General features: G+C 39.9%; 13 protein-coding genes. 12 read left to right on the forward strand and 1 reads right to left on the reverse strand.

Translation table 11 applies throughout. The features are described 5' to 3' along the window. Window positions 1-114: 114 nt before the first annotated feature. The gene (locus BN990_RS03595; protein ID WP_038242455.1) at window positions 115-372 is read left to right on the forward strand and encodes a hypothetical protein; all 258 of its coding nucleotides are present in this window, start codon (window positions 115-117) and stop codon (window positions 370-372) included. Between the two features lie 68 nt (window positions 373-440). On the opposite strand, the gene BN990_RS03600 is transcribed toward BN990_RS03595, so the two are convergent. Beyond that, window positions 441-1,367 carry an AEC family transporter gene (locus BN990_RS03600; RefSeq protein ID WP_038242458.1) on the reverse strand — a complete coding sequence of 309 codons (927 nt, stop codon included), beginning with the start codon at window positions 1,365-1,367 and terminating at the stop codon, window positions 441-443. 235 nt (window positions 1,368-1,602) lie between these two features. Between BN990_RS03600 and BN990_RS03605 the strand changes: the two genes are divergently transcribed. From BN990_RS03605 to BN990_RS03655, 11 genes are all read left to right on the forward strand, one after another. Further along, window positions 1,603-2,778, forward strand: a complete 1,176-nt coding sequence (locus BN990_RS03605; RefSeq protein ID WP_038242460.1) for a pyridoxal phosphate-dependent aminotransferase — start codon at window positions 1,603-1,605, stop codon at window positions 2,776-2,778. A 108-nt stretch (window positions 2,779-2,886) separates the two neighbouring features. Then, window positions 2,887-3,087, forward strand: a complete 201-nt coding sequence (locus tag BN990_RS03610) for an alpha/beta-type small acid-soluble spore protein (protein ID WP_021289639.1) — start codon at window positions 2,887-2,889, stop codon at window positions 3,085-3,087. Window positions 3,088-3,261: 174 nt separating this feature from the next. Then, a complete protein-coding gene (locus tag BN990_RS03615) occupies window positions 3,262-3,969 on the forward strand; it encodes a CoA transferase subunit A (protein WP_021289638.1) in 708 nt (235 codons plus the stop codon). Continuing rightward, entirely contained in the window at window positions 3,935-4,585 is a 651-nt protein-coding gene (locus tag BN990_RS03620; protein ID WP_038242462.1) for a 3-oxoacid CoA-transferase subunit B, read from the forward strand. The genes BN990_RS03615 and BN990_RS03620 overlap by 35 nt, the downstream gene beginning before the upstream one ends. Window positions 4,586-4,596: 11 nt before the next feature. Continuing rightward, the gene (locus tag BN990_RS03625; protein WP_038242463.1) at window positions 4,597-5,589 is read left to right on the forward strand and encodes a TAXI family TRAP transporter solute-binding subunit; all 993 of its coding nucleotides are present in this window, start codon (window positions 4,597-4,599) and stop codon (window positions 5,587-5,589) included. 76 nt (window positions 5,590-5,665) lie between these two features. After that, a complete protein-coding gene (locus BN990_RS03630) occupies window positions 5,666-7,633 on the forward strand; it encodes a TRAP transporter permease (protein WP_051739008.1) in 1,968 nt (655 codons plus the stop codon). Window positions 7,634-7,635: 2 nt separating this feature from the next. After that, a complete protein-coding gene (locus BN990_RS03635; protein ID WP_021289634.1) occupies window positions 7,636-8,481 on the forward strand; it encodes a 3-hydroxyacyl-CoA dehydrogenase NAD-binding domain-containing protein in 846 nt (281 codons plus the stop codon). Between the two features lie 17 nt (window positions 8,482-8,498). Then, on the forward strand, window positions 8,499-9,278 hold the full coding sequence (locus tag BN990_RS03640) for an enoyl-CoA hydratase/isomerase family protein (RefSeq protein WP_038244823.1): 780 nt from the start codon (window positions 8,499-8,501) through the stop codon (window positions 9,276-9,278). 16 nt (window positions 9,279-9,294) lie between these two features. After that, window positions 9,295-10,455: an acyl-CoA dehydrogenase family protein gene (locus BN990_RS03645; protein WP_021289632.1), complete on the forward strand. Its 1,161-nt coding sequence runs from the start codon at window positions 9,295-9,297 to the stop codon at window positions 10,453-10,455. A gap of 1 nt (window position 10,456) precedes the next feature. Further along, on the forward strand, window positions 10,457-11,644 hold the full coding sequence (locus tag BN990_RS03650) for a thiolase family protein (protein ID WP_021289631.1): 1,188 nt from the start codon (window positions 10,457-10,459) through the stop codon (window positions 11,642-11,644). Between the two features lie 102 nt (window positions 11,645-11,746). After that, complete coding sequence (locus tag BN990_RS03655) at window positions 11,747-12,505, forward strand: IclR family transcriptional regulator (RefSeq protein ID WP_038242475.1); 759 nt, start codon at window positions 11,747-11,749, stop codon at window positions 12,503-12,505. Window positions 12,506-12,539: the final 34 nt, after the last annotated feature.

The raw sequence follows: 12,539 nt of genomic DNA on the forward strand, positions 1-12,539 counted from the left end.
TAAACTCTTTGTAAAAAAGGCTTGAGTTTCTTCAGGATCTTAGAAATAATTGGTAAAGATGGTGCGTTGGTTCTACTATGGGAAGTTGTTTCTCTAGATAAGGGAGGAGAAAAAATGGCAGTTCATTTATTATGGAATATCATTCCTTTTGTAATAATAATTGCAACTATCGTTATTATAAGGAAACGTAAGAAAGCGGGCGTAACAGGGATAAAGACGGTACTTACGCCGATGTGCTTGTTAGTATCTGCCTTTGTTAATTATCTTGCTTATTGGTTTGATGTTATGGGCATTATTAGCTGGGCTGTTTCAATATTTTTACTTGTATTGTCTGCTTATTTCACAAAATACTTGCCACAAGGCCAAACATAAGGTGATAGCTCTATGCGATACCCTTGCGAAATGAACCACCCGTGGTCCCCACGAATGGTTCATTTACTTTACCCAAACAGTATACGTGATAAGTAGATGACGGCAGTAACAGTAATGGTACTGAACAATGTAGAGAATAGGACAATTTGTGCTGCAAATGTTGGATAATTATTATATTCTTGCGCGATTACGGAACTATTTACTGATGTTGGCATAGCAGATGCGATAAACAATGCTTGTGCGGCAGTGCCCTCCATTTGGAATAAGTAAATGATTCCGAGTGCGATAATTGGTCCGATAATCAAACGTATGATTAAACTAAAATAAACCGATGATAAACCTGCACTTAAGCGCAGTTGTGCCACTTGAGCACCTAATGTGATTAATGCAATCGCAATCATTGCATCAGCAATATAATTAGCAGGCACCCAAACAAAAGAAGGCAATGGCACGTGCGTAATATTAAGGATAACGCCTGCCAACATCGCATACAGAACTGGCATTTTAAAATATCCCAGCAATGCTTGCATCTTCCCAATATTCACGGATTGTAGAGAAAAGATCCCGTAAGAAAACAAGAAAATATTCTGTAATGTAAGCACAATTACTTGAATTGACATTGCGAGTGGGTCACTCTTAAATACCAAGTCGTTCACTGGTACTCCATAGTTTCCTGAATTAAAGAACATCACACTATTTGAGAAAGTGGTCGATTTACCTTTATCAAATCCGAGTAATTTTCCAGTTAAACTGCCAATAACGAAAAGAATGAGCACATAAACAATAAAAAAAGCAACGATATGCAAGAGCAATTGGCCAGAGAAATGTGTACTATACAGTTTAACAAAGATAAATCCAGGGACTAAAAAGTAAATATTTAGTTTGGCTAGGGTTTGTAAATTTAGATGAAACTTTTTCTGCATGAAGAAGCCAATACCCATAATAATAAATATCGGTAAAATAATATCTTTAAGTATCGTAAGAAATTCTTCCAACGGTGTTCCCCTCTCTCTTCTTTAGGTGTTGAAAAACAAAGAAGTAACCGCGCCTACTACACTGTTTATCTTCAAATGACTGAATGTATTCCAGCTCATGGATCCGTAATTTTCCAATTGTAAAATATTATCGCACTGGTCTATTCTGCTGTCAAACTACCCAATTAGGAACTTTACAAATTGTTTGATAATAGCTACTATTGATAATTAATATGTGATATGGGGGATGATTGTTGTGCAGCAATTTGCTTTTTCAGATAGTTTAAACCGATTACCACAGCAATTTTTTGCACAGCTTGTACAGAAAGTGAACAAGCTAACCGACGAGGGACATGATGTAATTAACTTAGGACAAGGAAATCCGGATTTGTCTACACCTAATTATATTGTAGAAGAATTAAAGGTGGCAGCAGAAAATCCCGATCATCACAAATATTCTCCTTTTAGAGGACAACCATTTTTAAAACAGGCGATCGCTGATTTCTATAAACAAACGTATGATGTGGATATTGACCCTGCATCTGAAGTTGCTGTTTTATTTGGAGCGAAGACGGGTCTCGTAGAAATCAGTCAATGTTTACTTAATCCTGGTGATTTGGCCTTGTTGCCCGATCCAGGCTACCCTGACTACCTTTCTGGGATTGCCTTAGCCAATGCTCGAACATCGATGATGCCATTAAAGAAAGAAAATAACTTTTTGCCAGATTATCTGGCTATTCCTGATGATATAAAAAACCAAGCAAAGCTTATGTTTTTAAATTATCCGAATAACCCAACTTCAGCTATGGCTTCACAAACCTTTTTTGACGACACGGTAAAAATGGCAAAGAAGCATCGTCTGTGTGTTGTTCATGATTTCGCTTATGGTGCGATTGGCTATGATGGTAAAAAGCCACAAAGCTTTTTGCAATCAGCCGGTGCGAAAGATATTGGTGTCGAAATGTATACCTTATCAAAAACGTATAATATGGCAGGCTGGCGCGTGGGATTTGCAGTGGGAAATGCATCGGTAATAGAAAGTCTGAATTTGATTCAGGATCATTTATATGTCAGTTTATTTGGGGCTATCCAACAAGCAGCACAAAAGGCTTTGCTTAGTGATCAACGTGATGTAACCCACCTCGTGGAAACATATGAAAGACGTAGAAATGCTTTAATCAATAGCTTGCACGCAATAGGCTGGAGGGTAGAACCACCACAAGGAACGTTTTTCGCATGGCTGCCAGTTCCTGAGGGGTATACTTCGGAAACATTTGCTAAATGCTTATTACAAGAAGCACATGTAGCTGTTGCACCAGGAAATGGATTTGGTGAAGCTGGGGAAGGATATATCCGAGTAGGTTTATTGGCAAGTGAAAAGAGATTAGAAGAAGCAGCAAAAAGGATTGGTAAGTTAAATTTATTTCGATAGCTTTTCCTGTGATTTTTTAACAGGTGTATTTTTAGTGTAACCACGCATAGTAAAAAAGGAACAGGTGAAAACTTGTTCTACTACTTTCCCATTAGGAGTGTTTTTCAAATGGCCAATAATAATCGTAATCAATTAGAAGTGCCAAGTGCGGAAAATGCTGTCGATGCCTTAAAGTATGAGATCGCTAATGAATACAATGTCGATCTCGGAGCCGATACAACCGCACGTGAGAATGGATCCGTGGGTGGCGAGATGGTAAAGCGGATGATTAAAATTGCTGAACAAGATCTCGCAAACAGGAAAAAGTAGTAACAAATAGGGAGGATGCTCTATGGAGCATCCTTTTTTTTAATGTATGAAGACTTTATTAAAAAATAGGTTGATTTTTCTAATTATTTCGATTAAAATCTAAACAAGCTAAAAAAGGAATGATTATTCCAATATACGGAATAATTTTGCAAGCGTTTTAAGGGAGGAGAATAAATGAATAAAGTAATCAACAAGCGTGAAATCGTGCAGCTCATTCAGGATGGCGATACATTACTTGTAGGTGGGTTTGGTATGTCTGGAACCCCTCTCACCTTGCTTGATGAAATAGCAGCATCTTCAAAGCAACATCTTACCGTCGTAAGTAACAACCTAGGGGAAGTAGGCAAAGGATTGGGAAAACTATTAACGTCTGGCTGCCTGAAAAAAGCAGTAGGTTCTTACTTTACAACCAATCGAGATGCTGTGAAGGCCTGGAACGATGGGTTACTTGAAATTGACCTTATTCCTCAAGGTACGCTAGCCGAGGCGATCCGATGTGGGGGAGCAGGAATAGGAGGTTTTTATACAAAAACAGCTGTTGGAACAAAAATTGCCGAAGGAAAAGAAGAGAAAGTGATTGATGGGGAAAGATATTTGTTGGAGAAATCAATAAACGGAGATGTTTCCTTAATCAAAGCTTTGAAAGCGGATACATTAGGTAATCTTATTTATGACCATACGGCGCGAAATTTCAATCCATCCATGGCAACTGCGGGAAAGGTGGTTATTGCGGAAGTAGATGAAATTGTAGAAGCGGGGGAGCTTTCTCCACTAGATATCGTAACCCCTCATGCGTATATTGATTATCTTGTCCTAAACAAGTATGTGAAAAAGGGAGGTGTGTACGTTGAGCCAATCGGACCGTATTCGTATAGCAAATAGAGTTGCTAGTGAATTAAGTGAAGGGGAAATTGTTAATTTGGGTGTTGGTATCCCAACCTTAATTCCAGATTGCTTAGGGGATAAAAAAGTATTTCTACAGACAGAGAATGGACTCCTGGGAATGGGGCCTACACCGAAGGAAGAAGAAGTAAATATGGATTTAATCAGTGCAAGTAAAAAGCCAGTCACGATGGATATTGGTGCTTCCATTTTCGATAGCTCCGACTCTTTTGCGATGATACGAGGAGGGCATGTGGATGTTGCTGTTTTAGGTGCACTTCAAGTAGATCAATACGGAGAAATCGCAAATTGGGCTGTTCCAGGTAAAACAATTTTAGGTGTGGGTGGTGCAATGGATCTTGTAGCAGGTGCTAAAAAAATTATTATAGCAGCCACACATATGTCGAAGTCAGGTGAACCAAAGCTGGTAGAAAAGTTAACCTTTCCTAGTAGTGGCGTGGCTAAGGCAGACTTGCTAGTAACAGAGCATGCGGTTTTTGGGTTTACCAACGATGGTGTAGAACTGGTTGAATTATTGTCGGATATCAGTTTAAAAGATTTACAGCAGATAACTGGTCCGACGTTTAAAGTGAAAAGAGCAGAAATAAAAAATTAGGAGGGAAATCTATGCAGAAAATGTTTGGGATGGTTATTAGCTTCTTAATGATTATGGGAGTATTGATAGGTTGCTCAGAAGAGACTGGAAGCACGAAGTCAAACTCAAATGCAGGAGAAGATCTTAGCGAAATATCCTTTGGTTCGGCAACAGTAGGTGGGTTTTGGTATACATTATCAGGTGCGATGTCAGATAAAATGGCTTCCGTGTTTCCGGAATCCTCAACTACAATTGTCGAAGGCGGTTCGGTATCCAACTTACTAGGTCTTGGGCAAGGGACGTTTCATATAGGTTTTAGCAATGGGCAAACCGTACCTGAAGCATTGAATGGGAAAGGAGCATTTGATGAGCCAATAAAAAATGTAAGTACAGTAGCAACACTTTACCCGAATGTTTTTCATATTGCTGTGCGAGAGGATTCGGATATATATAGTGTGGAAGATTTAAAGGGCAAAGTTGTCAGTCCTGGTATCAAAGGATATAGCGGAGAATTGGCATTATTGGATATTTTAGAAATGTCTAATATGAGTTACGACGATTTGGGCGGCGTTGAATATGTCGGAACTGCTGATGGGGCTGATCTTTTGCGTGATGGTCATATTGATGCAATTACAGGAATGTTAGCTGCGCCAGTATCCACATTTCAAGAATTAGATACAACAATGGGACTTCGGTTTATTCCACTTCGTGATGAGGTAATTTCATCGCTTCATGAAAAGAATGAAGGTTATCTGGAATATACAATCGAACCAAATACCTACCCAAGTCAGCCAGATCCAATAAAAACAGTTGCAGGTTATACAGTTCTCCTAGCCAATAATGATTTGATGAGTGAGGATGCCGTCTATAAGTTAACGAAAATGATGGTAGAAAATCGCGACGAATGGGAGAATATTTCATCGGTTATGAGCGACTTTACTGCCGAGTATTCAGTTGAAAAAAATGTTGGTAATTTGCATCCTGGTGCAAAGAAGTACTATAAGGAGATCGGTGTATTGGAGTAAAAGTTAGTGGCAAGGCTGTCAATCTTACATACGTGGGGATTGGTACAGTACATTTTGTCAAAAAGGAGGTTTGAATATGGCAGGACAAAACAAATCGGATGTACCTATACAGGGAGATCAAGAGGAAGAGGCAATTCAGAATGAAAAAGTGCGTTTATTGAAGGGGTATTCTAGCATGATTATCTCCATTGCTGCTATTACAATGTCCCTGTTTCATCTTTACACAGGTCTGTTTGGGGTATTTGAATCGATCTTGCAGCGCGCTGCACACTTAGGGTTTGCGTTAATACTTGTATTTGCCATCTATAAGCCAAGTAGAAAAGCAGCCAAAAATCAATCGATACCGTGGTTTGAATGGATATTTATTGCACTGTCCATTGTATCCTATTCTTACTTTGTAATGCATGCACAAGAGATACAGTCTCGTATGAGTTATATTGAGCAACTAACGCCATTAGAAATGGCTCTTGGTTTTATTGCATGCCTATCGCTTATTGAAGCTACTAGAAGAGTAATTGGAAATACACTTGTCATTCTAATCCTTGTTTGTCTCGTATACGGTTTTTGGGGACATTTGATTACAGGAGAATTGGGGCATCGTGAATTTACTCCAATGTGGATTATTGATCATCTTTTTTATACAGTGTCAGGTGTGTTTGGTACTCCACTGGGGGTTTCAGCAACGTTTATCTTTTTATTTATTCTATTTGGTAAGTTCTTGGAAGTATCAGGAGCAGGAAATTTCTTTATTAATTTATCAGTAGCTGGTATGGGAAAATACCGAGGTGGGCCAGCCAAAACGGCTATTGTAGCTAGTTCGATACTTGGTACAATATCTGGAAGCGCGGTAGCTAATACAGCAACAACAGGAGCATTTACCATCCCGTTAATGAAGAAAACCGGTTATAAGAAACAATTCGCTGGTGCCGTTGAAGCTGTATCTTCAACGGGAGGGCAAATCATGCCACCCATTATGGGGGCATCGGCATTTATTATCGCTGCTTACTTAGGAATTCCCTACATGGAGTTGGCGGTTGCAGCCATTATCCCAGCAGTTTTGTATTATCTTTCTTTATTTATTCAGGTAGACCTACGGGCAAAAAGGAATGGGTTACATGGGATACAAGATGGTCGTCTACCGAAAACCTGGGGTATTTTTAAAAGAGGTTTCCATTTCTTAATTCCTTTAGTAGTTATCGTTGTTTTATTAATTGGAGGAAGTTCTCCAATGAAGGCAGGATTGTATGCAATTATTGCAACGATCCTCGTTGCGGCGATTCGAACAGCAAGCAGGTTGTCAATCAAACAAATTGTGAAAGCATTGGATCTAGGAGCAAAAGCCTCCTTAGAAACAGTAATCGCTTGTGCTTCTGCAGGATTAATCATTGGAATAATCAGCCTCACAGGGATTGGTCTTAAATTTAGTAGTATTATCATCGACCTTTCCGGCGGTGTTCTCATTTTAGCATTGGTATTTACGATGATCACAAGTATTATATTGGGAATGGGTCTTCCAACTGTAGCTGCCTATATTGTTCAAGTTCCCTTGACAATCCCAGCATTAGTAGAGCTAGGAGTAGCTCCAATTGCCGCTCATTTATTTGTTTTTTACTTTGCCGCGTTATCTGCAATCACTCCACCTGTTGCGCTGGCAGCGTTTGCAGCTGCGGGTATCTCGGGTTCAGAGCCAATGAAGACAGGACTAACAGCTATGAGATTAGGAATTGCGGCTTATATTGTACCGTATCTGTTTGTATATGGAGAGCAGTTACTGTTAATCGGCGGGATATCGCAGATCATTCTATCTATTGCAACCGCTGTCATTGGGGTTATAGGAATTGCTAGTGGTGCAGAAGGGTGGCTGCTTAGACATGCATATTGGTATGAACGTGTAATTTTATTTGCTGGTTCGTTACTCATGATTTTTCCTGGGATATACACAGATATCGTCGGTGTAATTACATTATTATTCGTATACCTTTTGCAAAAAAGTGTACGTAAAGATGCACAGGTGGAACAACCTAGTCAATTAAAGGAGATGTGAGTATGAAGCAAGTGGCAGTAGTTGGGGCAGGTATCATGGGAAAAGGAATCGCATACGCATTTGCGGTATCAGGCTATACGGTGATGCTGAATGATGTGAATGACCAAATTTTGCAAGCTGCAAAGACGGATATTGAACAATTGCTTGACCGCAGCTATAACAATGGCTTTATCAATGAGGAAACGATAAGCGAAGCAAAGATGAATATGATCTATGAATCTGATTTAGAGTCAGCTGTTAAACACGTAAATCTAGTAGTAGAAGCAGTGCTGGAAAAAATTGAATTAAAGATCGATATATTTAAAAAACTGGATCATTATTGCAAACGAAGCACGATTTTGGCGACAAATACTTCGACAATGAGTCCAACAGAAATTGCTGCTCAAACAAATCGGCCAGAAAAAGTCGTAGCGATGCACTTTTTTAATCCAGTTCACAAAATGAAATTAATTGAAGTCGTTAGAGGATTAGAAACATCGGATGAAACCGTGGATGTGATTAAAGAGGTTTCGCTTAGTTTAGGAAAAGAAGCAGTTGAGGTGAATGAATTACCTGGGTTTGTAACGTCGCGAATGAACTGCCTGATTGGTAATGAAGCAATGAATATGCTGATGGAAGGTGTTGCTAGTGCAGCAGATATTGATAAAGCAATGAAGCTTGGTCTGAATCATCCAATGGGTCCACTGGAATTGGCTGATTTAGTAGGTTTAGATTCGCGGCTTCGGAATATGGAATACCTTTATCAAACACTAGGGGAAAAATACCGGCCTTCTCCGCTGCTTACTAAATATGTAAAGGCAGGAAGGCTGGGCAAAAAAAGTGGGATTGGATTTTACGATTATCGCTAAAGGAAGGGAGAATAATGATGAGCTTTAAAAATATTCAAATCTCGGTAGACCATGGCGTTTATTGGTTAATGCTTCATCGTCCAGACTCACGTAATGCACTGAATACAGAGATGCTTTCAGAGATAGAAGCGGCTATAAATGAAGCAGAATCAATACCTGAGGTGCGTGTGATTATTATTCATAGTGTAAGTGAGAAAGCTTTTGCGGCAGGCGCAGACATCAAACAATTATCTAAAAAAACAAGTTTGGATGCGCTTAGCCCAGGAATGCAGGCGCTATATGACAAAATTGAAAGCAGTAAAAAAGCAACGATTGCAGCTGTGGATGGATATGCCTTAGGTGGAGGATGTGAACTTGCAATGGCCTGTGATATCCGAATTGCTACAGAACAAGCAACGTTTGGCTTACCTGAATTAAATCTAGGTATCATTCCTGGTGCAGGTGGTACACAGCGTCTAGCTAGAATCATTGGGAAGGGTAGAGCATTGGACATGATTCTAACAGGAAAGAAGATTAGTGGAATAGAAGCAATGGACATTGGCTTGGTTACCTATTTAGTAGCTACGAATAAAGATTTGTTAGAAAAGGCAAATACGGTCGCATCTCGCCTTTTAAATAGGGGACCAATCGCTATACAACTAGCAAAAATGGCAGTCCATAAAGGCTATGACGTCGATCAATCGACAGCTTTATGGATGGAGAAACTCTCACAGGCAGTAGCCTTTGAAACAGAAGATAAACAAGAAGGTACAAGCGCATTTATGGAGAAAAGAACTCCAACATTTCAAAACAACTAAGTAAAGGGGTTTTATCATGGATTTTCGTTTATCTGAAGATCTCGCGTTTTTAAGAGAAACGGTAAGGAAATTTGTTCGAGATGAAGTAGAGCCATTAGCGATGCAAATAGAAGAGAAGGATCAAATCCCCCAAAAAGTTATCGATCAGTCAAAGGAGATGGGGTTATTTAGCTTAAGTATTCCTGAGGAATATGGCGGATTAGGATTAGATATGGTTGGAAAATGTGCCATTTATGAAGAATTAGGAAAAACTCATAATGGGTTTACCACATTAATTGGAGCCCATACAGGAATAGGTAGTGTTGGGATCGTCGAACTGGGAACAGAAGAACAAAAACAAAAATATTTACCCAAAATGGCGACTGGAGAGTGGATTGGAGCCTTTGCTTTAACAGAGCCAAGTGCTGGTTCAAATGCAGCTAATCTAAAAACAACTGCTGTGAAAAAAGGAGATAAATACATTCTAAATGGTTCCAAGCATTATATTACGAATGCCGTTGATGGTCATGTGTTCACCGTTATGGCCGTAACCGACCCATCCAAGGGTGCAAAGGGGATTACTTCATTTATCGTGGAAAAGGATTTTCCAGGGTTTGTTTTAGGTAATGTGGAGCAGAAGATGGGACTAAGAGGGTCGCACTCTGCAGAATTGTTCTTCGAAGATATGGAAGTGCCAGTCGAAAATGTATTAGGAGAAAAAGGACAGGGATATGTTAATGCATTAAAAATACTTGCTAATGGCCGAGCAGGCTTATCAGCTAGAAATTTAGGATCTTGTGAAAAGTTACTCGATCATTGCTTGGCATATGCCCAGGAACGAGAACAATTTGGGAAACCAATACTTGAAGTACAAACGATACAAAATATGTTAGCAGATATTAGTATGCAAATTGAAACCTTACGTTCGTTAACCTATCGGGTTGCTTGGATGACCGATCAAAAACAACGAGTTGTAAAAGAAGCTGCCATTGCAAAATTATATGGTTCAGAAGTGTATAACAACGTAGCAGATCTTGCAGTACAAATCCACGGGGGAATCGGCTATATGAAAGATTATCCGATTGAACGGTATTATCGTGATGCTCGAATTACCAAAATTTATGAAGGAACATCAGAAATTCAGCGAAACATAATTGCTGGGGAACTAATCCGTGAGTTGAAAAGGAAGGATGGATAGCATGGAAGAATCATTTATTGTTGGTTCCGTACGAACAGCTGTAGGTAAAATGGGTGGGACATTAAAACATATTACAGCGGATTACTTAGCTGAACAAGTAATCCGTGAAGTTCTGGCAAGACATGGCTCTGATGTAGAGGTTGATGAAGTCATTCTTGGGCAGGCGAAACAGAGTGCAGATCAATCGAACCTTGCACGTGTGGCCTTGTTACGCGCGGATTTATCCGTATCTACGACTGGTTATACGGTGCATCGTCAATGTGGCTCTGGTCTGCAAGCGATTAATAATGCAGATATGCAATTAAAGCTAGGACTTGCAAATGCCGTAATTGCTGGAGGGGCAGAAAGTATGAGTACAGCACCATTTTATCTTAGACATGCGCGATATGGCTATCGAGCTGGGAGAGGGCTTTTATTGGATCCAAATACCGAAAGTCAGCCAGGTTCTCAGCCTATTGAAGAATATGGTGATTTGACAATGGGAATGACTGCAGAAAATCTAGCAGAAAAATATCGGATTTCACGAGAGGAGCAGGATGAATTTGCTCATCGAAGTCAGGAGCTAGCGGATCGCGCTATCAAAGAGGGACGCTTCCAACAACAAGTCGTTCCATATGAAGTGAAGGAACGAAAGAGAAAATTAGTATTTGACAGAGATGAGCATCCAAGGCTTTCATCAAAAGAAAAGCTAGCCACACTTCCAGCGGTATTTAAAGAAGGAGGAACTGTAACGCCTGGTAATGCAAGTGGAAGAAATGACGGAGCAGCAGCCCTATTAATGATGAATAAACGGACAATGGATGTTCATGGGCTGAAACCGAAGGCAAGAATTCTCGCACAGGCAGTGAGTGGTGTATCACCTGATATAATGGGGATTGGACCAGTGGAATCAACAGCTAAAGCGTTAAAGCAAGCAGGATTACAAATGAAGGATATCGGATTAATTGAACTAAACGAAGCGTTTGCTGCCCAATCGATTGCTGTAATAAGGGAGGCAGATATGCCAATGGAGCGGGTCAATGTCAATGGAGGAGCAATTGCATTAGGCCATCCTATTGGAGCAACAGGAGCAGTGATCATGACAAAACTCCTTCATGAAATGGAGCGAACTGGTGAACGATATGGTCTTGCTACACTCTGCATTGGTGGTGGTCAAGGAATATCAACGGTGATTGAATACCTTCACTAAGATAGAGGTGGCACAAATGCCAGCTCTATTAAACTATTTTTTAACGTTAGAATGATTTAAGATAACACTATAGAGCTTATTTTCTATAGGGGGTTACGTAGTATGAGTCAAAGTTTATTGAAGGCAGTTGGATTATTAGATTGTTTTCATTCCAAATCAGAATTAAGTTTAATTGAATTGGTGGAGATGTCCCAATTACCAAAGACAACTGTATTTCGGTTAGTTCTATCTTTAGAAGAAGCAGGGTTATTAGTAAGGGTCAAACGATCCAGTCATGATGTGAAGTATCGCATGGGGCTAAAGCTATTGGAATTAGGTAACCGCGTAAGTGAACAACTGGAATATCGGAAGATCGCCCTGCCATATATGAAGCAATTAAATGAGAAATTAAACGAATTGATTCATATGGTTGCGATCGAAGGAAATGAGGCAGTCTACGTCGAGAAATTAGATAGCAGTAAACCGGTACGCCTTGTCATTAAAGTAGGAAAAAGATCTCCGCTTTATGCTGGATCGGGTCCGAAGATGTTATTAGCCAGCATGGATGATGCAGTATTAAACAACTATTTAGAACAACTGGAAATACAAGCAATTACTGAAAATACGATAACGAGCAAAGAAGCATTGCTAGAAGAAATAGCCAAGATTCGAGAGCGTGGATATTCCGTCAGTAAAGCGGAGCATTTTAAAGATACGGTAGGTTTTTCCTTTCCGATTAAAAATTATAACGGCACCACCCTGGCCGCGCTTGGGATTAGTATTCCAATAACCGATTACTCGAAAGACAAAGAGGAAGTAATCATCGAAGAAATTCGGAAAACAGCCCAGCATATATCGACGCTATTGGGATATAGCGGGTGAAAGTGGGAAGACTTGTTTAAAGGGAGAAGGGTCG

The organism is Virgibacillus salexigens (genome assembly GCF_000723585.1).
Classification (GTDB): Bacteria; Bacillota; Bacilli; order Bacillales; family Amphibacillaceae; genus Virgibacillus; species Virgibacillus salexigens.